A 22,308-nucleotide genomic window follows, 5' to 3' on the forward strand; every position below is an offset into this window, starting at 1 on the left:
TTTTCACTGAGGATTAACTCCGGGCAGTCAATCTGGACATCAGAACCGATTTTTACTTCCATATCCATCGCACCACCTCAAAGGCTTCGGCAAACTGGACACCGGCTTGAACGCCCCGAACTCGGGCAAGGCTACGGATAAAATCTTCACTGGTATAGGAGCGGAAGCGTTGCGATTGATAAGAGGCAAGGCTTTCGATTTTGCGCTGGATATGACGCTCTTCGAGCGGGACAAAACAGACATGACGAAATGTAAGAGTGTTCATCGGTAGTTCGTAGCCGAGGATAGATGTGTATTTGAATGCGCGCAAACCTTCTTCAAAAATCACCCGGTGGTCTTGATGAATGTCCGAGGATGCGGGAAGAAACACAAGGTCGGGGTTGAGTTGTTGCCGGCAGCGGACCAGTTCCTCAAGGATTTCCTGGCGAAATTCCGGGAAGCGGCGAACCCGAAAGTCAAGGAGGCGCCAGTTTTCCGGTCGCACCCCAAGTTTTGTTACGGCGGTAAAGCACTCTTTCTTCAATATGTCGGGCGGGAATCCTTTAGGCACCGACTCTTCGCAGGGAGAAAATGCCATATAGTAAACTTCCTTTCCTTCTTCGATCAGACGGACGATGGTGCCAGAACAACCGAACTCATCGTCGGTGTGGGCACCTAAAACTAAAACACGGTTAAATAATCCATTCATAAAGTTTTAAAAGTTTTTTTTCTTCATTTTGCCAGTTGTAGATTTTATTGACGGCATCTCTGCCGTTTTTCCCCATCTTGCGCGCCTGGTCGGGCTGGGATTTCAGGGTTGCAAGTACGCGGGCTAACGAGGTGGCGTCGCCCGGTGAAAAGGTTAAACCGCAGGCGCACTCCTGGACAATGGCACGCAAGGGGGGGAAGTCAGGAACGACCACAGGTAATCCGGCGCTCATAAACTCAAACATTTTGACCGGTAAGGCAGATTCGTAGCCGAGGACCGGTAAGGAAGGGACAACACCCACATCGCTCTCTGTGTACCACCTGAAGCAGTCGGGATGGGGCAGAGTGCCAAGGTGTCGGACGCGGGGATATGCGGGATGGGCTTTGATTTTTGCCTCGTAGTCAGGAGAAACAAATTTGCCGGCGAGGAGAAGTTCACAATCGGGCAGCTGGATGAGTGCCTCCAGGAGGAGCGTGATACCTCGTTCTGGTGTGAGGACCCGGGCGAGATGGACGATACGAAAAGGTCGAGTTGATGGCGTCTTACCTCCATTCTGCGGTTCAGACCGAGAAACCGCGAGCGGTTCCGGATAGTTTTTTACTGTGACGAGGCGGCGGGCCGAGGTGCGCAGGCGGGATGCGATTGTATCAGTGGCGGTGATGACGGCATCAATGTGGCGAGCGACAAGTTTTTGGTAGGCATTGAATAGTGAGGCAAGAGGTTGACGACAGAGTTTGGGTAGGTAGGGCTTGTCCAGAAGTTGGCGGTAGTAGTCTTCGTGGATGTCGCATACCACCCTGCGGTTGAGCGCTTTAAGGAGCAGGGCAAGGGGAAGTAGTTCTGGGTCGTGAAGGTGGTAAAGGTCGGCTTTTGCCTTGAGTGCAAAGAGCAGCAGGCGGAGAGGGGTGAGGGTAAATCGAGTGAGTCGGGAGCGAGATGGAGGTAGGGTGTAGATGGTAAGAGGAGGATGATGGTGCCGCAGATGGGTAGCAGAATTGGAGGAGAAAGTTGGTTCGTAGCCGGGCAGGTGCGCTGAACCGTCTTTGATGCCGGCAAGGAGTACCTGATAGCCAGCGCGGAGAAGAGTTCGGGCTTGCCGATGGAAAATTCTGGTGTCGGTTACCTGATGGCCCGAGGTCAGGATGCAGATGCGGGTTGCCATTTTAATTCACCTGTGGTTGTTTTTGGGGCTACGAGGACCGGTAGGGCAAGACACAAGCCCAGAGCGGTGAAGAGCAAACGGTTGTCGTTGAGGTCGCCTGAGAACAGGGCGTTGACGAGGAAGTAAACGGTAAGGGCGAAAATTAAGAGCGTTATCGGCCGGTTGCCGTGCGCAAGACCGGTGATGAGATGACGAATTGGAATAAACAGGAGGAGAGTTATGAGGAGTAAACCGAGGAGTCCCAGTTCTGCTGCTACTTCTAAAAACAGGTTGTGGGGATAGTCACCCCGCTCGCTTTCGTATAGGTTGAACTCCTGGTCAAAGCCGCCGATGCCGACGCCGGTAAAGGGGTGTTCGCGGAACATCGCAATTGCCGCTTCGGCGCGAATGACGCGGGTGTGGGCGGTCTGGTCAATTGGTCCGGAAACGGTGTTGCGGATGCGTTTGTTCATCGTCAAAGCGGCATCCGGGGCAAAGATGGAAGTGATGATGATGATGGCGATAACGGTTGCAGCACCGGTGAGGATAAGTTTTCTGCCTTTTCGAAAGGAGAAGGCGATTAGGCCGGCGGCGCCAAGGGCGCAGAGTAAGGCGACCAATACCCCGCGTGAGCCCGAGTAAAAGACCCCGTAACCAAGGATGATGTTGACAATAAGCATAACGATGCGGACAACAGTGGTTTTCAGGGTGCGCGGCTGGGAACGGAGGGTGAAGTAAAGAGCACCGAGAAAACCAATGCCGATGGTTCTGCCGGTGGCGATGTGATTGGCGCCAAACGCGGTTAATCCTTCGGACGTGGTTTGGCCGAGCGCAACCATCAGAAGAGCAACGGCGATAAAGGTACTGAGGAGGCGCAAGAGGTTTTTCTCAGATTGGACTGTTACTATTGGGGCAAACAGGGCGAGGCCGGTCAGGGTCGCGAACCGAATTGTTTTCTCCAGACCATAGGAGTTGTCACTATCGGCAAAGGCGGAGAGGGTCATTACAACAACGAGACTGAAGAAGGCTAAAAGGAATGGCGCAATAGGGGCACGTGGCAACGTGCCCGTACCATCATTTGCCTCACGCAATGTGCCCGTACCGTCATTGGGCTCACGGACATTGCGCCAATAGGCGGGAAACGAAAGCGCTGTTCCGGTAATGAGGATAACCGCCAGGATAATGGTGATGTCCGGTGCGTGGGGAAACATCGCGGTGAACTGTGATTTGAAGATACCGGAGAGAAGGAACAACGCCAGGCCGATTTCGGGATAGCGGAGGAGTAAACCGAGTGCAAACAGAGCGAGGATGATGAGGATGAAGGTGTTCATAGTGCTACTTTGGGCACATCGCAACTTGCTCTGTTGGTGTTGTTCATTCCAGTTTTATTGTTTTTTAGTAAAGCGAACCAGAGATACCCCATATTGATTGTAAGACCAATGGTTGAGCCCAGCGCTAATCCGGGAATGCCAAGGGGTCGAACAAGAGCAAGGTCAAAAATTGCGGTGGCAGCGGCGCCAAGGAGGGCAGCGAAGACCGGTGTTCGGGTGTCTTTTTTACCCCGGAAGTAGGCGGTAAGGATAGCGGATGCGGTGAAGGGCAATAGACCAAAACCGAGTATGGCAAGGGCGATTGCGGTGGTTGAACCTGCCTCGCTGGTGAAGGCACCATGTTCGTAAAGAAGCCGGACAAGCAAACGAGCAACGAAGGAAAGAAGGATGCTGGCGGGGATAAGGATGATGGTCGATAATTTGAGAAGGCGTTCGGTTTCGCGCCGGAGACGCACGGTGTTACCGGTTGCGGCAAGTTCACTTGCCCGGGTAAAGAAAACCGTGCCGATTGATGCGGCGATGAGGTTGCAGGGAAAGGCAAATAGCCGGTCGGCATAACCGAGGATGGCGATGCTGCCCGAGGGTAAAAAGGAGGAAAAGAGCCGACCAAGCGCGAGGTTGACCGGTCGGATGAAAAGGAAAGCAAGGAGCGGGGTGGCGAGATAAAGAAATTCTCGAACGCCAGGGTCGCGGATTGTCTGGAAAAGACGATGCCCGGTAAAGATTAGTGGTGCGAGCGTTACTGCCAGACCAATGAGATGTCCAGTACTCCAGCCGGCAGCCAGGGCAAATGTGCCACTTTTTTTTGCCCAGAAGATTATAAACAGGATTGCGACGGAATTGATAATCGGGTCGATGAGACGGGGAATGGCAAATTTGCGCCGGGAGTTGTGATAGGCACCGGTGGCAGAGATAAGGATTAACGCTGCGGGTACAATCGCCATAAAACGGGTGATGGTGAGCGCGAGAGTGCGGGTTTGGGGGCTGATTTTGGGGGCAAAGATGGCGACGAGGAGCGGTGCCGCGAAAAAAGTGAAGAGGAGGATGACAATTGAAAAGAGAAAGCCGAGGGTCCAGAGTGAGGCGAAGAGTTGGCGGAAACTAACTTGATTTTTGCACATCTTGCGTTCGACAAGAAGGGGTAGGGCACAAACATCAAAGGTGCTGGAGATAAAACCACCACCAACGGTGGTGATGGTTTCGCCCACGCGGTAGGCGTCAACAATCGGCATGGTACCAAAAATATGAGCAAGAAGCAGTTCGCGCACAAATCCCAGGACTTTGGAAAGGGCGGTTAACAGGGTGACGGTAAGGGCGCGAGAGATGGTTGAGTGCGAAATGCCCAAAGTAGCATGTGAAGTATTGGCAACGATGTGCGGTAAGGAGTCTTCCGGGAGCGCAGGGCGGGAAAATGCCATTGGTTAGACCGCTACCGTTTCTCGGGAACAAAGACACTCTTCAACACGCTGGACGACAAATGCAATCTCTTCGGGTTCCAGAAGCGGTTCAATGGGCAGGGAGAGGACTTCACGCGCTGCTCTTTCTGCTTCTTTCAGATCACCGGCGATGCGGCAGCGAGAAGCAAACAGTTTCATCTTATGCAGGGGTATGGGGTAATAGACCATCGTCGCCACTTTTGCCTGGTCAAGGTGCTGTTTCAATCGGTCCCGTTCCGGGTGGCGAATGGTGTACTGGTGAAACACATGTTCTCCGTTTACCGGAAGCTGGGGAACGGTGAGCGCCGGAATCGTGCTGAGTGCGGCATTGTAGGCGGTGGCGATTTTGACCCGTCGGGTATTGAACTCTTCCAGTGCGGAGAAGCGGGCAAGCAGGATTGCCGCCTGCAGGGTGTCAAGCCGGCTGTTGTAACCGAGATAGTCAACATTGTATTTGTCTTTGCCGCCGTGGCGGCGCAGGATGTCAACGAACTCGGCGATGGTTTGGTCGTCAGTTGTTACGATACCGCCGTCACCAAATCCGCCCAGATTTTTGCTCGGGAAAAAGCTGAAGGCACCGGCGTCACCCCAGGCACCACATTTTCTGCCCTGATAAGAGGCACCGAACGCCTGGGCGACATCTTCAAGGATAAAGAGGTTGTGTTTTTGAGCGAGCTCTTTCAGTTGCGCCATCGGGCAAGTCTGACCATAGAGGTGAACCGGGATGATGCCGACGGTGTTTTTTGTCAGCGCCCTTTCAACCAGTGCGGGGTTGATGTTAAAAGTTAGCGGGTCGATGTCGACAAACACCGGTGTTGCACCGGCGCGAAGGATGGCGTCAGCGGTCGCGGCAAAAGTGAAAGGGGTTGTGATTACCTCAGCATCAGGGGTCCAGAAATCATTGCCGGTGCGTTTGTACGCCAGGGCGCGCAGGGCGAGGACAAGGGCGTCGGTTCCTGAAGCGACACCGATGGCATATCGGGTTCCAATGTACTGAGCGACTTTCTGCTCCAGGTCTCGAACCTCCGGACCCATAATCCACTGCTGATGATTAAGTGCCGTTTCCAGCCGCTGGTCAATGGCAGCTTTGAGATAACGATACTGACGTTTCAGGTCAAGGATTGGGACTTCCATTTACTTCTCCTTTAGCGGTTTTAAACCACCTTCATCATCGGGTTGATACTCATTGCCACAGTGCGGGCAGCGGGCACGGTGGTCATCGACCACCAGTTTGGTGCCACATTTGCACACCCAGCCAATAGGCCGCGCCGGAACACCGGCGACCAGGGCGTAATCAGGAACATCTCTGGTGACAACCGCGCCGGCGCCGATGAGGGCGTAACGGCCAATAGTGTTACCGCACACAATCGTTGCATTGGCACCAATTGAGGCGCCCTTTTTCACCAGGGTGGGTTTGAATTCGGCTTTGCGCTCAATAAAGGCGCGCGGGTTGATGACATTGGTAAAGACACAGGAAGGACCACAAAACACCCCTTCTTCAAGGCAGACCCCTTTGTAGAGTGATACATTGTTCTGAACTTTGCAATTGTCACCGACGGTTACCCCTTCGGCGACAAACACATTCTGCCCGAATACGCAGTTCTTGCCGATACGGACATTGGCGGAGATGTGGCTGAAATGCCAGATTTTGGTTCCCGAGCCGATTGAAGCCCCGGGGTCAACAATGGCAGTGGGATGAATGAAGGGCGCGGTTTCCGGCTCTTTCGCATCCTCAGATAGCGTTGGCACGGCATAGGCAACTTCTTCTTCAACAGGTGTTGATAAGGGGAAAGCGGTGCTGGGTTGGAGCTGGGCAACGGTCGCGGTCAGGACCGGCTTTCGCTCCTTGAGCGTAACCACCATTTTTTGGGCGCTGCCGTTACGAATCTGGTGAAGCGGTATTACCTTACCACCCTTTTGCAGTGACTGTTGCGCCGCAGTCAGGACCTCTAACACCCGCAAGCCTTCGTTGCCATCGGTGCGCGGCGGAATGCGTGTGGCGATGCTTTCGAGGAAATGTTCGCACTCCAGACGCAGGGGTTCTTCATTGGGAAGTTCAATCAGACTCTTTTCCCCTTTCAGCGCAACCGGAATCCTTCCCTGATGCCAGCGAATGTCATGCGGATAACAGGCAAGGGTGGGCTGGGAGTTACCGTCTTCAAATACCACCATCTGTTTTGAGCCAACCACCACCAACCGCTGCTCCTTGAACGGATGCAACCAGGAGACAAATGTGTAGGCGTGAACCCCGGAAGGAAATTCAAGAGTGGTCAGTGTTACATCAGGAATGTTTTTCTGGAGAAAAGCCTCACCGTGGGCAGATACCATCGCGGGACGCTCCTGGACAAGGGCAAGGATGACGCTGATGTCGTGCGGGGCAAAACTCCAGAGGATATTCTCTTCGGTGCGCAGGCGGCCAAGGTTGAGACGATTAGAATAGATGTAGTCAATCCTGCCCAGTTCGCCTTTTTCAATCATCTCGCTTAACTGGACAATAGCGGGATGGTAGCGCAGGATATGGCCGACCATCAAAATCCGCTCTTTTTTCTCGGCGAGGCGGACCAGTTCTTCAGCCTGAGAGAGGTCCAGGGCAAGCGGTTTTTCCACGAACACATCCTTTTCTGCCAGCAGCGCGGAACGAACAAATTCATAATGAGTGACCGCTGGGGTAGCAATGGCAACCGCGGTAATCTCCGGGTCGTTGAGAACGGTAGTAAAATCGTTTGTGAGACGGACACCATTTGAGATTGGTAACCCGCTTAGTGCGGCGGGATTGGTATCGCAAACGGTGTGCAAACTTTTCAAACTGTCAAACACCCGCACCAGGTTTTTCCCCCAAGTGCCGGCGCCGACAACCGCAATTGAGCGACTCATTTTTCCCTCCTTCCCTAAAAATTTTTATACCCCACGCAGGGGCGAAAAACGGTACTCTTGTGCGGTTACTGCTTTTTTAACTTTTTGTTTTTCCGGGGAGGGTATGGTTCTGGCTCCCCCGGTAGCCAATTGTTCCATTTGCGTTCCTCCTTGTTTTGCCCGCCCGGAGGCGAGCACTTCCTCCTTCCCCGATGTTTCCCTGCTGTACTATATTATAAACAAAAATTGTTAAAAGTCAACAGTTCGGCAATCAATGCGATAGAAAGATGCTATACCCGCAGGACGCTATCTGGTTTAGCAACCAGAATCACAGCGATATTGGCGACACTTTATTCTACGGTAGCCCAAAAAAGGTTAGTTCTGGCACAGTTTTTGCGGTACTTAGTCTGATATCGTTGACAGAAATAATTTTTGAGCATAAGATTCGGGTGTGAAATATGACGTATTTATAATTTATGAGACTTTTAGCGGTAAAGACCTTGCGGAACATTTAAAAGATGGGCTGAGGAGAATTAATATCAATGCCTTTGTGGCAACTCAAGACATCCCATTAGGAGAAGATGAAATAAAAGTCCGTTATTCAACACTAAAAGAGGTAAATCATATCATTTTAATTGTTACACATGGTATTTTTCACTCTAAAGAGGTCAAGGCGGAAATAAAGGAGGCTGTAAGAGCAGGTAAAAAAGAAAATATAATACCTTTCGTTTATGATGGTATTTCTGATGAAGAGGTTAAAAATTTTTTTAACGAATGTAATTTAGGAAATAAGCAATGGAATAGGTTTTCTCAGGACAATTCAAAAGAGGATTTAACGAGAAAGGTTCTAGGCTGGTATTCAAAAAATAGTGTACGTTCTGCTGCTGATACTAGTTATAGTCCAATTGCACCTCCGGAAGTAGAACCGCAGGTATTTACTTCCTTCTCCGACGGTTTAAAACTTATGGAAGAATATAAATGGGACGATGCGATTGGGGAGTTTCGCAAAGCATTAAAACAGGCAAAGGGCCATGAGATGGGTGCCATTTTCAACCTGATAGGGATTTGTTACTACATAACTGGACGGCTAAAAGAGGCGTTAGATAAATATGAATTATCATTAATACTTGCTAGTGAGTTAGAAGACGGACCGGGCGAGGCAAATGCTCTCGGCAACATTGGTTTCATCTATCAGATGAGGGGCGAATTGGATAGGGCTCTGGAGTATTACGCGAAGGCAAAGGGACTTAATGAGGGTGTAGGCAATAGAATGGGTGTGGCAATTAACATTAACAACATTGGTTTGGTCTATCAGGTTAGGGGCGAACTGGATAATGCGCTGAGGTGTTTTGAGGAAGCATTGGGGATTTATAAAGACATTGGTAGCAGACCGGGCGAGGCAAATGCTCTCGGCAACATTGGTTTCATCTATCAGATGAGGGGCGAATTGGATAGGGCTCTGGAGTATTACGCGAAGGCAAAGGGACTTAATGAGGGTGTAGGCAATAGAATGGGTGTGGCAATTAACATTAACAACATTGGTTTGGTCTATCAGGTTAGGGGCGAACTCAATAAGGCGCTCGAGTGTTTTAGTGCGGCGCTAAAAATCTTTAAAGAAATCGGCACCCAGAGGGAAATTAAGATGGCCGAAAATAACATCCAGGCGCTGCTGATAATAGCGGGAACTACAGGGCAAGATGGGCATAAAAGATAATGGGTTGATGTTTATAAAGTTAAAAGCCGGCACTACATAAGAAATGTGAAGCACAAGTTGCCTGACGTAAAAGTTCTCTTTATTGCATTGGACAGGACAGCTGTGCGTTTTCTTAATGAGCGAGTTCATCAGGTAACCAATTTATTTTATTTAAGGTAGGTTTTATTACGGCCGGATGTCGTAGACGGCGCCGAGGTTGTTTTTGGTGACGCGGAGCAGGGTGAATCTTAAGCTGCCGGCGATGGTGTGCTCGGCATCGTCCATTGAGGAGAAGAGGCTGAGGTGTTCGCGCGGGTCGTCAAAGAGCCAGAGGGCAAGAATCGGGGTGTAGTCGTCAATTGACTTCTGCCGGCTGAAGATTTGCCGGGAGACGGTGCGGTAGTCAAGGATTTGCGGTCTTAAATGGGTGGTGCTGGGCAAAGGCGGGATATCGGCAAAGGGCCAGAGGACGGTTTTGTAGGTGTTGACAAAGCCGGTGTCGGCAAGGGTTGCGGCGAGGTCGTCAAGGGTCTGTTTGAGTCGGGAGTTTTCATACTTAATATCAGGGAGGAGGCGGAGGGTGTCAGCCCGGGCAAAGTAGTACTGCCGGTCCGGATAGGCAAGGGTGAGGGCCGCGTTGAGATAGCCGTAGTCTTTGGCATAGACGAGCGGACCCTGCAGGTCGAGCCGGTTGTAGGAAAAGCCGGTGCCGAAGTGGTCGCAGAAGACGAGGGCGTTTTTGATGCCGGCACGGCGGACCGCTTTGTGGACAATGGCACTGACCCCACCGTAAACATGGTAAAGTTTATACAAGGGGGGCAGGGCGATGGTTGTGGTGAAGAGTAGAGTCAGGGGTATCGCCCGGAGGAGAAAGCGGTTTGGGTTAGGAGCGGGGTTGAGTCCGAAGGTGTGGCTGAGAAGCCGGGGGAGTTCTTTAATGCCGCGGGCAGCAAGTAAAAAGAGGCAGGCGCTCGCTTCGTAGAGGAAGCGGGGTCCAAAGCAGACATTGTGAAACCAATAGAAGAAGTAGGCGATGGGTAAGGCGAGGAAGCCGGCAAAAAGGAGCCAGTCGTAGCGGTTGCGATTGGGAAGGGCGAACGGGATAAGGATGAGAAGTAAGGCGGGCCATGGTGATTCAAACAGGAATTTGTTGATCAGGTTGAAGTTGTTGCCCATATTCAAGAGTCCCTGATATGGGGTGTGCGGCGGTCCCCAGCCAGAACGGCCAAATCCGACTTCGTGGCCCGGTCCCCACTTGACCACATAGCCAAACAAAAGCGGGTTGCCATTGGCGAGGTAGTTGTAGAGGAAAACGAGGCTGGTTACCGCACCGGTGCTAAGGGCGATTAAGATAAAGGGTAAGAGGTAGCGACGGGGCTGACGCACGAGGAGGAAGAGGGCGTATAGAGCAAAGGGCGCAGCGATGGCGAGCGCGGTGTAGGGCCGGATGTTGGCAACCGCACCAAGGGTGATGCCGGCAAAGAGGGCGCTCAGAACCGGTTTTCTGCCCTTGACGGTGCGAAAGTAGAAGAGGATGAACAGGGTGGCAAAGAGGAGCGCGGAGGCGTGGTTCATATATTCGGCGGACATATTGATAATATAGGGCGAGAAGGTGGCAAGGAGGGTGGCGGTGCGGGCGATAGTTTCGTCGTAAAGTTCTTTGCCGAGAGCGTAAAGCGCGAACAGAAACAGGGTGCCAAGCAAGGGGTTTAAGAGCCAGGGTGTGCCGAGGAAGACAAAGAACATCAAGAGGAAGGAGTGAAGCCAGGGGTACTGGGAGTACCAGTTGCCGTTGTTGATGATGTGGGTGTAGTCAAAGAAGTCCGGGAAGGGTGGAGAAGGGAGGTGGATTTTGCCCTGGGAAAAGATGCGCGCCTGAAAGAGCTGGGAGATGGAGTCCTGAATGTGGGGGATGTGTTCAAAGACAAAATAGGAGACGAGGTTGGCAAGGAGGAAGAAAAAGCCGGCGGTAAGTAATAGGAAGTAACGAGGTTTGAGGTTGAGGAGCCAGTTGAAGGTGGTGGTGAGCGGTTTTTCTAAGAAATCGAGCGCCGGGTACAGGGCAAACATAAGGAAGATAAAGCCAGCAGTGGCAAGAGAGAGGTAGAGCATAAACTGGGCACCGGTTTCATTCTGTTTCGCGGTAAGGAAGTCCCAGGGGTAGAGGGTGAAGAGGAAAAAGGCAAGGGTGAAGAAGAAGGGCAGGGCGGCCGCTTTTGATTTAAACAGGTGGGCAAGACCGGTTCGGAAGGGGCGAAACAGAAAGCCAAATAGGAGCAGAAGCAGGGCGATGCCCAAAAGGAGCCAAGAGAGGGGAAAGTAGTAAAACTGTTCGGGCGGCATTGCTGGCAGGCGGAAGAATACGGTGGATTTGTCGGTAACAAACCAGCGGTTGGCAAAGAGGTAGTTAGAGGAGTTGTAGCTGGTAACCGCGGCAAGGAAAAGGAATATGGCACCGAGGAAAAAGGCGGGCAATCTTAACCCCAAGTGGACAGGGTGACGGGCACCCGGGCTGGTTTCAGGAAACGTCGTCAAGGGTTGTCGCACCAATGGTTAATTATAAGGCGTGGCGTTTTTGTTTCAAGGTGTGGCGGCTGGGTGTGGCCGGAGGATGACGATTGGTGTCAGGTCACCACCCTGCCCTGCCGGGTTGTCGCGCATCGCTTCGGAAACCAGCGTGGCGTCCAGACCCGGGGAAGCGCCGACCACGGTGCAGCCAAAGATGTCATTGGCGTCAACCACCGCCACCGGACAGGAAAGCGCCTGCGCAAGGCGCCGGGCAACACCGTCCGGGTCTTTGGGTCCGAGGATGACGCACTCGTAAAACTCTTTCACACCCGAGGTGTGGGCGGCGTCAATCATCGCCGCCTGCTTGCCCGCAATGCGATAGAAGATGCCGCTGATACCGAAGAGTTTGCCGAAACCGCCGGCAAGGGCGGCGATAAGGATACGGGGTAAGCCAACCTCGTCAATGGCGCACTGCATTGAGTAGGGGCTGCGCAAGCCGATACCATAAGGCACCTTCTTGACAAACCGCCAGAGCAGGCGCGCCCAGATGCCGGGTTTTATCTCGGTTAGCGGAATCGCCCTGCCCTGGGTTGCGGCAACCGGGCTTTCGGCAATCGTCAGGATGTCACCGGGTTGCAGCAGGGCACCGGCATAGTGCTGGACTGCGGCAATTAAATCGTCGCCTTTGTTGAGGACATGGGTTTTCACCCGGATGCGCTCAACCGGACCACGGCTGGTCTGAATGATGGGCGGTTTTTCTTTTGGCACAATTGAATTTAGCAATCGCGGGCAGAAAATCAATTTTAAAACAGGGGTGGTTGCCGGAGTTTGCGGGCAACCGTTTTTTGACTTTTTCGCAGGTAAGATTTATACTCGGCTGTGGCTTCGGATTCAGACACATCGACCGTTACTTCGGGACGGTTTACCCGTCGGGTCGGGCTGTTTACTATCGGCACTTTGATTTCCCGGCTTTTGGGCGTGGCGCGGGAGTCGGTTTTTGCGTATCTGTTCGGTGCGGGAATGGCAACCGATGCGTTTAATGTTGCGTTCCGGATTCCAAACTTTCTGCGCGACCTGTTTGCCGAGAGTGCGCTTTCCGCAGCGTTTGTTCCGACCTTTGTTTCCCGGCGTCAAGCAGGCGATGAGCGGCGCACCTGGCGGTTTGCCGCCAATATGTTTAACACGATTGCGCTGTTTATCGGTTTACTGGTAATTTTAGGGATGATTTTTGCGCCCCAGGTGGTCCAGGTCATTGCCTGGGGTTTTCGCACCAACCCGGAAAAGTTAGCACTGACCACGACATTGACGAGGATAATGTTCCCGTTTCTGTTGTTTGTTGTCCTTGCTGCCTGGGCGATGGGCATTCTCAACGCCTGCGGTAGTTTTTTTATTCCGGCGAGCGCACCAGCCGCATTCAATCTCTTTTCTGCCCTATTGCCGATTGCCCTTTACGGATTTTTGCGGCAGCGCGGGGTTGAGCCGATAACCGGCATGGCTTATGGTGTCACCCTGGGCGCGGTCGCACAACTGGTGGTGCAGTTGCCGCGATTGCGCACTTTTGGTTTTCGTTATCAGCCGGTGCTGGACCTGAGGGATAGCGATTTGCACCAGGTGGTGCGGCGCTGGGTGCCGATGATTCTTGGTTTTGCCAGCTGGCAGGTGAACTTTTTGGTCAACACCCTGCTCTTGACATTTCTGCCCCAGGGTTCGGTCACCTGGGTGAGTTATGCCTACCGGATTCAGCATCTACCCGCCGGGCTGTTTGGCGTAGCGATTGGCACCGTGGCGCTTGCCGAGTACTCGGGGAGCGCGGCAACCGAAAGGTGCATTGTGCCGGCGCGGTTTAACCACGCCCTGAAACTGGCAGCGGTATTGACACTACCCGCGGGTGTGCTGCTTTTGGTGCTGGCGGTGCCGGTGGTAAGACTGGTTTATGAGCATGGCAGGTTTACACCTTTTGATACGATGCTCACGGCTCAGGCGCTGGCGCTTTATGCGCTCGGGGTTTTGCCTGCGGCGTTGACCCGCAACTGTGCCGCGGGGTTTTATGCGCTGGGCGATACCAAAACGCCGGCGCTGGTTGCGCTCGGCGTGGTCGCGGGCAACATTGTACTCAATCTAATCTTGATGCGATTTATCGGGTTTCGCTCTTTTCCCCTTGCCGCATCGTTCACCAGTTTTCTAAACTTTCTACTTCTATTTTACCTTCTAATGCGGCGCCAGCCTAATCTGGGTGACCGCACCCTTTTGGGGATGTTTTGCCGGACTTTGTTTGCAGCACTGATAGGCGGTGCGCTTGCTTTGGGCAGCCGTTTTGTCTACGAATCGTTTTTACCGATAAACCGGGTGGTGTTCCAACTGGTTGAGGTGATTATTACGGGTGGGTTCGGGCTAATTGGTTACTATTTGATGGCGCGGATTTTGCATATTGATGAGGTGAAGGAGGCGATTAAAAGTCTAATCCAGCGGGGCGGATGAAAGTTCCGGCTGTGGTAGGTTGTATACTTTAAAGTATAAACTTGGTAGAGCGGTATTTTGGGTTAAGGTGTTTATTATCAATGGGTTGAGCCGTTTTGGGCAACTTTTCCCTACCCAACCCCGGTACGGTCTCGGGGATGGTATGGGAAATTGCTTTTGTTGCGGTTCAACCGGCGACTTCAATAATTAAAACCGGTTTTACAAACGGCACTGCGGGTAGAGTTAAAACAGGGGCAAAAAGGTGCTAATATCCGTCAGGTATAATAATGGTTGATAATCGGATAATTTTATGTTAGAATTAAAGGGTATATGCCAGTTAGATATTTGAGTGAAACGAAGGTGAAAGCGCCCGCGCTTGTTGCCTGCTGGCCCGGGATGGGTCATGTGGGGATTCTCGCGGCGAGTTATCTGCGGATGAAGTTGAATGGTGTGCCGTATGCGGAGATTGATGCGACGCCCTATTTTTTACCCGATGCGATTGAGGTTACCGATGGCATTGGTACGATTCCAGCGCCACCAAGGCAGATGGTTTATCAGATTGCGGAGCCGCCACTTCTGGTGTTTGAGGGTGAGGCGCAGATTTCGGGTGAACCGGGTATTAAGATTGCCAGTGAACTTTTAGATGTTGCCCAGGAGGCGGGTGTGGGAACGGTTTATACCGGTGCGGCGTTTGCGATGCCGATGAGTTTTCGTCAGGCGGTAAAGGTGTACGGGGTTGCGACCGATGAGACACTGCGCAGCCGGTTTACGGCGTTAGGGGTTGAGCCGTTGAAGGAGGGCAGGGTTTCCGGGCTTAACGGGCTTTTGCTCGGGCTGGCAAAGTCAAGGGGTTTGAGCGCGGCTTCGTTTCTCGCGACAATTCCCCAGTATGCGATTGAAGCGCCGAATCCGAAGGCGTCCAAGGCGATTGTTCAGGTTTTTGAGCGGATTTTCAATACGACGGTGGATATGACCGAGATTGATGAACGGATTAATGAAACCGACCGGATGATGGGCGAGTTTGAACGCCGGGTCGCGGCGGCGATTGAGGCGCTGCGCCGTAATACCGAGGAGCGGTTTGCCGCTGAGGAAGGGGAAGGGGTTGAACACGGGGAAAGGCCCGAGCCCCATGAGCTGATGGCGCACATCGAGCGGCTTTTTGAAGAGGCGCAGCGCGACCGGAGTAAGATTCAGGAGTTGAAAGAGGAACTGGACCGCTGGGGACTTTTCTCGCTTTACGAAGACCGGTTTTTAGACCTTTTCAGTAAAAAAGAGAACCGCGAATAAACCGCAATTGATGATATAATGATGAGGGATACGATTGCGGTTCTTGACGAGTTTTTCTCAAAATACTTAGAGTGTGATTTTGGTAATGTGGCGCCAGGTCGGGTCTGGGTGATTCCTTCGGACCGGCGCGATGCCCGGGAAGAGCGGTATGACAACATCATTGCCCTCTGGCTGATTGCGAGCGGTAATCGGTGTGTCGTTTCGGTCCAGAGGGGTGTTGAGGAGGCGGTGAAAAGGGTTGTGAGCCGGCTGGCGCTGGGCGATTTTCGTACCCCTTACGGGCAGAAGGCGCTCTTGGAGGCGCTGGCGGGAAAGGTTAAAAAGCCGCAGGCGGTAACGGGCAATTCCGGACCGATATTTTTTGCCACGAGCGCCACTTTTCGGCGGATTCCGACGGGTAACTGCCGGCTTGTTAGCGAGGCGGATATTCCGGCATTGCAGGCGGTCGGGCTTTACGGCAAGTATCTTGATAAGAGTATTGCCGAGGGTACCTGTTTTGCCGCCTTTGTTGGTACCGAGCCGGTGGCGGTTGCCGGTACCTGGGATGTGCCCCATATGGCAGACCGGGTTGCGGATATCTGCGTGCCCGGAACGATTCCGGCCCGAAGAAGGGAAGGTTTTGGTAAGCAGGTTGTTGCATGCACTACTGAGGCGGTGCTGAAGAGTGGCCGGGTGCCAGTATATGTGACTTCAGATTTAAACTTTGCCTCAATCGCTACCGCTAAAGCGGTTGGTTATCAGCCTTACGGCTGGCAGTTTCGGGTTGAGGTTGTTCCGGAGTAAAAAAGGGGCGAAAGCCGGATGGTAATTTTCTGCTTGACAGGAATGGAGAAATTGGTAATTTCAGTTTGAGAACAGGCGGTACCGGCGATGAGATTCTTGAGCAAGACATCGATTGCCGGAAGGTGGGGATACATTATGAGAGGGAGAGAAGTTTTCGAAGGAGGAAGGCGATGAAGTCAAAGAAGAAGATCCGGAGAAAAAGGTCGGTGCGGCTGCGGGGTCATCCCGAGCCGGAAGCGGTTATAGAAGAAGACCAGTTTCTCAAGGAAGACGAGGAGTTGAACAGCGAATTCTTTGAGCTTGATGAGCCGGATAACTTCGACATCAATCTGCGACCGGATGACGAGACGGAATGGTGAACTGAATTGACCGGCGCCGGGGTTCAAGTTATCATATCATACGGGCCCGTAGCTCAGATGGTCAGAGCAACTGACTCATAATCAGTTGGTCGTCCGTTCGACCCGGACCGGGCCCACCACTTATAAAGGTGCCGACTTGACCGCAACTGAGGAGCAGATTTCCTGGAAGGTGCATCGGGCAAAGGAGATGCCGGTGCGCACGGTGCTGGTGGGTATTTTTATTATTGCCTTTCTCGTTTTCACCTTGCTGGCGTTTGGCTTTCTGCTGTTCGGGGTGGCGGTGGTTGTACTGTTCGGTGCCACACACACCTATTTTTTGCCGGTGCGCTATACGCTCTCTTCTCAGGGTGTGACGGTGGACAAAGGGATATTTTCCTACACCTATGAGTGGAGCCGGTTCCGGCGCTTCTTTCTTACAAGTGGCGGGGTTGTACTTTCACCTTTTCCGAAGCAAAACTTCCTGGACAACTTTCGCGGGGTGCATCTTCTGCTGCCGGCAGAAGCGACGCCAATCCTTGACTATCTAAAAAACCGGTTTGCCCGGGCTGATGATGTTTCTTGACTTTGGGTGTTGGCTGAATATGATGAGCGGATAAGATGAAACAGAAATCTGAGAAGATTCAAAAAGCGAAGGTACCACCCGCCAGTAAAACTCCAGCAATGCCCGAGTTGAAATTGACCAAAAAGAACTACGGGCTAATGGCGGCTGGTTTAGTAACGATTATTGCCGGTTTTATCACCTTGGCAGGAGGCTCGACAACGGTGGCGCCAATTCTCCTGGTTTTAGGCTATTGCGTACTTATGCCGCTGGCGTTGCTTTTGAAATGAAGCGGCGAATCCTTTCTGCAGGAGAGATTGGCACGCTGATTCGCAGTTTGACCGCCGAGGTGGCACGGAGCAACCAGGACCGGGGAGATTTGCTGCTGGTGGGAATTCAGCGCCGGGGCGTGCCTTTGGCACAGCGCATTGCGGTAGGCTTGGGCGGCGTACCGGTTGGTTCGATTGACATTACCCTTTACCGCGACGACCTGCAACTGGTTGCGGAGACACCAATAGTCCGGGGCTCAAACATCGAATTTGATATCAACGATAAAACGGTCGTTTTAGTGGATGATGTGATTTTTACCGGACGGACGGTACGGGCAGCGCTGACCGAGTTGCTCGATTTTGGCAGGCCCAGGGCGGTGCAACTTCTGGTGCTGATTGACCGGGGACATCGGGAACTGCCGATTCAGCCAGACTTTGTTGGGCGCCGGATTGAAACCCGGCGGGACGATATTGTTGACATCTATCTAAAAGAGACTGATGGCCGAGATGAGGTTGTGTTAATCCGGAAGGAGTAAATGGCAGGACTCAAGCATCTGCTCGGAATTGCCGAACTGACCGGAGATGATATTCTGGCGATACTGGAGCAGGCGCGCCGGTTTCGCGAGGTTCTGGATCGGCCGATTCCGATTGTGCCGGTATTGCGGGGCAAGACGATTGTCAATCTGTTCTTTGAGCCTTCGACCCGCACGATAACTTCATTTAACCTGGCAGCAAGCCGGCTTTCGGCGCAGTGTCTCAACTTTGCGGTGGGTGGTTCAGCGGTCAAAAAGGGCGAAAGTATCCTTGACACTGTTGCCAATATCGAGGCGATGCGGGTTGACGGAATTGTCATTCGCCACAGTGCGGCAGGTGTGCCTCATTTTCTGGCACGGCATGTCTCCTGTTTTGTCGTCAATGCCGGTGATGGTTGCCACGAGCATCCGACCCAGGCGTTGCTCGATGCATTTACGCTTATTGAACATTTTGGCACTCTAAAAGGGAAACGGGTGTTGATTGTGGGCGATATTGCCCATTCGCGGGTGGCACGGTCCAATATCCTGCTTTTGAACAAGTTAGGGGCGCAGGTTGCGGTGTGCGGTCCACCGACCCTTTTGCCCGCAGGCATTGAAGAAATGGGTTGTGAGGTTTTCTATCATCTGGACCGGATATTGTCCGAGGTGGATGTTGTCAATATGCTGCGGCTGCAGACCGAAAGGATGACGGCGAACTTTATCCCGAGTCTGCGTGAGTACCGGCGGTTTTACGGGTTGACCCGGGAACGGCTGGCGAAGATTAAGCCGGAAGCGGTTATCATGCATCCCGGACCGGTAAACTGGGGTGTGGAGATGGACTACGATGTGCGGGAGTTTTCCCAGACATTGATTATGAATCAGGTGAAGAACGGCGTAGCGGTGCGGATGGCGGTTTTCTACATCCTTGCTTTGAAGCGGGGCATCTTGAGTGAGGAGGCAAAATGAGCCGACGGCTTTTTACCGGTGGTCGGGTGATTGACCCGCTTAAAGGCACAATTAAGATTGCCGATGTTCTGGTTGAGGATGGCAGAATCAAGGCGGTGGGGAAAAATTTGCGTGCCGCCGATGCGGAAAAGATTGACTGCCGTAACCGATATCTGGCACCGGGCTTTATCGACCTGCACTGCCATCTGCGCCAGCCGGGTGAGGAGCAAAAGGAGAGTATCGCTTCCGGATGCCGGGCAGCATTTGCCGGTGGCTGGACCCAGATTTGTCCGATGCCCAATACGGTACCGCCGATTGATTCTGAGGCGCTGGTGCGATTTGAACTGGAGGCGGCACGGGCAGCAGATGCGGCGCGGGTTATTCCAGTGGGCTGTTGCACCAAGGGCCGGCAGGGTAAAGAGCTGGCGGAGCTGGGCGAGATGTGGCAGGCAGGAGCAAGGGCGATTTCTGATGACGGCTCCTGGGTGAGTGACGCTGGGTTGTTTCGCCGGATTCTCGAGTATGCCAAGACATTTGACTTACTGGTGATGTCCCATTGCGAGGTGCCAGAACTGGTGCCGGAACTGGCGGATGAAGGGGTTGTTAGTACCCGTCTGGGTTTGCACGGGGCGCCGGGTGTAGGTGAGGCGATTGCGGCGATGCGGGACATCCTTCTTGCCCACTGGACCAGGACCCGGCTCCACATCTGCCATGTTTCCAGTGCGGAGACGGTAGAAGTACTGCGCTGGGCAAAGGAGCGGGGTATTGCGGTGACCGCGGAAACCTGTCCCCACTATTTAGCCCTGACGGTTGACGCGCTCAACGGCTTTGAAGCCAATTACAAAGTTAATCCACCTTTACGGAGTGAGGCGGACCGAAAATCGCTCATTCGGGCAGTGGTTGATGGGACAATTGATGCGATTGCCACCGACCATGCACCGCACGCACCCGAGGACAAGGACAAGGAGTTTAGTAATGCGGCGAGCGGCATCATCGGATTTGAAACCGCTTTCAGTGTTCTTTACGAGACACTGGTTTTGAAAAAGGCGCTGACCCTGCCGGAACTGATTGCCCGGTTGACGGTTGTGCCGGCGCAGATTTTAGGGATTGAGCCGCCGCGGATTGCGCCAGAAGCGGAGGCGAACCTCGTTGTCCTTGACACCGAAGTATCCTGGGTCCTCAGCCGGGATAAGATTGTTTCCTGTTCCCATAATACCCCGTGGTTAGGAAAGAAGTTACGGGGGCGGGTCATAGCAACCCTGCTCGGAGAAAGTTTTAGAGTAAACCAGTAATACAGTTAGAGTGCGGCAGCGCATAAGTTAGATGGTGCGAAAATTGGGCTTCCTAAATTTGGCAGTAATCCATTTTAGTGCGCTCAGTGCTTTCTGCTCTTCTATTCTTGTTTTTAGTGTTGCGTCGGGTGCGGAAAGGGTCCTGGAAGCGCGGTACACAACAACCCGGCCGGTTATTGATGGTGTGATTGAAGAGGTTTGGGCAAGGGCGGATTCGGCTTATGGGTTTATTCAACAGCGACCCGAGGCGGGAAAACCGGCAAGCGAAGCGACAACGGTTTATCTACTTTATGACGACGACAACCTGTATGTGGCGTTTCGGTGTGCGGTTTCGGATATCACCCAGGTTCACGACCGGTTGAGTGAAGATGCCGATGGTGTGCGTTTGCTCCTGGACACATTTCGAGACCGAACCACCTGTTACAGTTTTAGCGTCGGTTTCAACGGCGTGGAGTCAAGTTACCGGGGAATTGCGGATGGTTCGGTGTTTGAATCCTGGGAAGGGGTGTGGTGGTCTGCGGTCCAGCGTTTTCCCTGGGGTTATGGCGTGGAAATGGTGATTCCATTTAAGACGCTGCGCTATTATCCGGATGCGGATGAGTGGGGGATTGACTTTGCCCGGCGGCTGGTTGGGGAAAATGAGATGGCTTTCTGGGCAGAGCATGAGCGGACCGGATTCAAGGTGTCGCGGATGGGGCGGCTCAAGGGAATCAAACCAGGCCGCCGTGGGTTGCATCTGGAACTGTATCCGGTTGGTCTGTTGCGTCAGGAGAAGGCCGGTCAGGATGAAACGGGCTGGCAAGACCGGGTGCAAGGGGCGGTTGGTTTTGACGGCGCCTACTTCCCGACACCAAGCGCCAATATTCAGTTGACAGCGTTTCCCGATTTTGCGCAGATTGAAGCCGACCCTTATCAGGTGAACCTTTCCCGGTACGAGTTGTGGCTCAGTGAGCGCCGGCCCTTTTTTACCGAGGCGGTAGAAACTTTTGGTGGGAGCAGTCAGCCGATAAAACTGTTTTACTCCCGGCGGATTGGAAAACCGCTATCAAGTGGCGCGGTGGTGCCGATTTTAGGAGGGGTCAAGTACACCGACCGGGTCGCTTCAGGGCAAATCGGTGCCCTCGCTGCGGTTACCGGGAAATGTCAGGATGAACCGGTGAGTCTGTTCTCAGTTCTGGCGCTCCGGCGCCAAATTTTAGGCAACTCCGAGGTCGGTCTGCTCTATGCGGGTAAAGACAACCCGGTTTATTCCAATCATGGTGGGGCAATTGACGGTATCTTCCGCAAGGGCGGCTTTAATAGCCGAATTTTCTTTGCCGGCAGTCAATGGGGAGACAGTGTGGACTGGGCGCTCTCGACCGAACTCGGGTTTCAGTCGCCCTCGCTTATCAGCCAGTTTACCTACCGGCAGATTCAGCCCGAGTTCGATATGAATGGACCGGGTTATACTACTTGGCGCGGACAGTATTTGAGCGCCTATGCCGGTCCGGCTTTTTACAATCGGGGTGTACTGATTTCCGCAACCCTCATACCCGGGATAGAGATTCAGCGGGAATGGGGTGATTCAGACCCCGGTTTTGCCGGGATTGGGTTTGTCAACTGGGAGAGTCAGTTTAAGAACAACCACTACGCCGGGTGCTGGGTTGGTTTTGGGCGGTGCCGGGATATGGGGCTCTGGTATCATCGGTCTTATTTCGGTGGTTACGCCGGTACCGATGAGACAAAACCGGTCAGCGTTTCGCTCTGGGGCAATTATGAGAGCAGGGCGGCAAACTATCGCCGGGGAATACTTGCGCCAGCAGCACAAGGGGGCATAAGGATTAACATGCGGATTGGCGACCGGCTGGCAATAGGTCTGGAGAATTCGGTTGTTGTTGAGGCGGACAGTGCGAGCAAGGTGAACTTCCCGCAGGATGTGACGGTCATTTTACGCCCATCTGCTGATTACAGTCTTTCTGCTAAGTCGTCACTGCGTCTCAGTGGCGAACTGGTGCGGGGTTACGATAGTCAATCGGCGCAGTACTGGAACAACTGGACGCTTTTCGGACTCTACACCTGGCAGTTCCGGCCCCGCTCCCATTTTTACTTTGCGGTAAATTGGAGCCGGGATGCGGCTGGTGGCTTAAAGTTAATTCAGGTGGTCAAAATCCGTTATCTCTTCAATATCTAAAAAGTAAAGGGGGATGGTAAAACCATCCCCCGATGTTTAGAGGTGT

Annotated in this window: 19 protein-coding genes and 1 tRNA gene; 12 read left to right on the forward strand and 8 right to left on the reverse strand. The window is 53.1% G+C overall.

Annotated elements, in window-relative coordinates:
* Positions 1-52: 52 nt before the first annotated feature.
* From HPY86_04600 to HPY86_04625, 6 genes are read right to left on the reverse strand one after another with little or no spacing between them, the layout of a single operon-like run.
* Positions 53-688 (reverse strand): PIG-L family deacetylase, encoded by a 636-nt coding sequence (locus HPY86_04600; protein ID NPV14193.1) that lies wholly within the window; start codon positions 686-688, stop codon positions 53-55.
* Positions 672-1,850, reverse strand: coding sequence for a glycosyltransferase (locus HPY86_04605; GenBank protein ID NPV14194.1), 1,179 nt, complete (start codon positions 1,848-1,850; stop codon positions 672-674). The genes HPY86_04600 and HPY86_04605 overlap by 17 nt, the downstream gene beginning before the upstream one ends.
* Positions 1,826-3,160 (reverse strand): O-antigen ligase family protein, encoded by a 1,335-nt coding sequence (locus HPY86_04610; GenBank protein NPV14195.1) that lies wholly within the window; start codon positions 3,158-3,160, stop codon positions 1,826-1,828. The genes HPY86_04605 and HPY86_04610 overlap by 25 nt, the downstream gene beginning before the upstream one ends.
* Positions 3,157-4,578 carry an oligosaccharide flippase family protein gene (locus HPY86_04615; GenBank protein NPV14196.1) on the reverse strand — a complete coding sequence of 474 codons (1,422 nt, stop codon included), beginning with the start codon at positions 4,576-4,578 and terminating at the stop codon, positions 3,157-3,159. Before HPY86_04615 ends, HPY86_04610 begins: the two co-directional genes overlap by 4 nt.
* 3 nt (positions 4,579-4,581) lie before the next feature.
* The gene (locus HPY86_04620; GenBank protein NPV14197.1) at positions 4,582-5,730 is read right to left on the reverse strand and encodes a DegT/DnrJ/EryC1/StrS family aminotransferase; all 1,149 of its coding nucleotides are present in this window, start codon (positions 5,728-5,730) and stop codon (positions 4,582-4,584) included.
* A complete protein-coding gene (locus HPY86_04625; GenBank protein NPV14198.1) occupies positions 5,731-7,470 on the reverse strand; it encodes a Gfo/Idh/MocA family oxidoreductase in 1,740 nt (579 codons plus the stop codon).
* 430 nt (positions 7,471-7,900) lie between these two features.
* Here HPY86_04625 and HPY86_04630 point away from each other — a divergent pair, with 430 nt between their 5' ends.
* Positions 7,901-9,163 carry a toll/interleukin-1 receptor domain-containing protein gene (locus HPY86_04630; GenBank protein ID NPV14199.1) on the forward strand — a complete coding sequence of 421 codons (1,263 nt, stop codon included), beginning with the start codon at positions 7,901-7,903 and terminating at the stop codon, positions 9,161-9,163.
* A gap of 165 nt (positions 9,164-9,328) precedes the next feature.
* On the opposite strand, the gene HPY86_04635 is transcribed toward HPY86_04630, so the two are convergent.
* On the reverse strand, positions 9,329-11,617 hold the full coding sequence (locus HPY86_04635; protein ID NPV14200.1) for a hypothetical protein: 2,289 nt from the start codon (positions 11,615-11,617) through the stop codon (positions 9,329-9,331).
* 105 nt (positions 11,618-11,722) lie between these two features.
* Entirely contained in the window at positions 11,723-12,421 is a 699-nt protein-coding gene (locus tag HPY86_04640) for a hypothetical protein (protein ID NPV14201.1), read from the reverse strand.
* Between the two features lie 108 nt (positions 12,422-12,529).
* On the opposite strand from HPY86_04640, the gene murJ reads away from it, so the two are divergent.
* The 11 genes from murJ (at position 12,530) to HPY86_04695 (ending at position 22,262) form a co-directional block, all read left to right on the forward strand.
* Entirely contained in the window at positions 12,530-14,128 is a 1,599-nt protein-coding gene (gene murJ, locus HPY86_04645; protein ID NPV14202.1) for a murein biosynthesis integral membrane protein MurJ, read from the forward strand.
* Between the two features lie 309 nt (positions 14,129-14,437).
* Complete coding sequence (locus tag HPY86_04650) at positions 14,438-15,394, forward strand: hypothetical protein (protein NPV14203.1); 957 nt, start codon at positions 14,438-14,440, stop codon at positions 15,392-15,394.
* A gap of 21 nt (positions 15,395-15,415) precedes the next feature.
* Positions 15,416-16,177: a hypothetical protein gene (locus HPY86_04655; GenBank protein ID NPV14204.1), complete on the forward strand. Its 762-nt coding sequence runs from the start codon at positions 15,416-15,418 to the stop codon at positions 16,175-16,177.
* Positions 16,178-16,347: 170 nt separating this feature from the next.
* Positions 16,348-16,536, forward strand: coding sequence for a hypothetical protein (locus tag HPY86_04660; protein NPV14205.1), 189 nt, complete (start codon positions 16,348-16,350; stop codon positions 16,534-16,536).
* 42 nt (positions 16,537-16,578) lie between these two features.
* A tRNA-Ile gene (locus HPY86_04665) sits at positions 16,579-16,655 on the forward strand.
* A complete protein-coding gene (locus HPY86_04670) occupies positions 16,622-17,098 on the forward strand; it encodes a hypothetical protein (protein NPV14206.1) in 477 nt (158 codons plus the stop codon). The genes HPY86_04665 and HPY86_04670 overlap by 34 nt, the downstream gene beginning before the upstream one ends.
* A gap of 35 nt (positions 17,099-17,133) precedes the next feature.
* Positions 17,134-17,364: a hypothetical protein gene (locus HPY86_04675; GenBank protein NPV14207.1), complete on the forward strand. Its 231-nt coding sequence runs from the start codon at positions 17,134-17,136 to the stop codon at positions 17,362-17,364.
* A complete protein-coding gene (gene pyrR / locus HPY86_04680) occupies positions 17,361-17,879 on the forward strand; it encodes a bifunctional pyr operon transcriptional regulator/uracil phosphoribosyltransferase PyrR (GenBank protein ID NPV14208.1) in 519 nt (172 codons plus the stop codon). The genes HPY86_04675 and pyrR overlap by 4 nt, the downstream gene beginning before the upstream one ends.
* Positions 17,880-18,821, forward strand: coding sequence for an aspartate carbamoyltransferase catalytic subunit (locus HPY86_04685; GenBank protein ID NPV14209.1), 942 nt, complete (start codon positions 17,880-17,882; stop codon positions 18,819-18,821). It begins immediately after the preceding gene.
* Entirely contained in the window at positions 18,818-20,092 is a 1,275-nt protein-coding gene (locus HPY86_04690) for a dihydroorotase (protein NPV14210.1), read from the forward strand. Before HPY86_04685 ends, HPY86_04690 begins: the two co-directional genes overlap by 4 nt.
* A gap of 58 nt (positions 20,093-20,150) precedes the next feature.
* Positions 20,151-22,262, forward strand: a complete 2,112-nt coding sequence (locus tag HPY86_04695) for a carbohydrate binding family 9 domain-containing protein (protein NPV14211.1) — start codon at positions 20,151-20,153, stop codon at positions 22,260-22,262.
* Positions 22,263-22,308: the final 46 nt, after the last annotated feature.

The sequence above is a fragment of the candidate division WOR-3 bacterium genome, assembly GCA_013177935.1.
GTDB lineage: Bacteria > Hydrothermota > Tepidihabitantia > Tepidihabitantales > Tepidihabitantaceae > Tepidihabitans.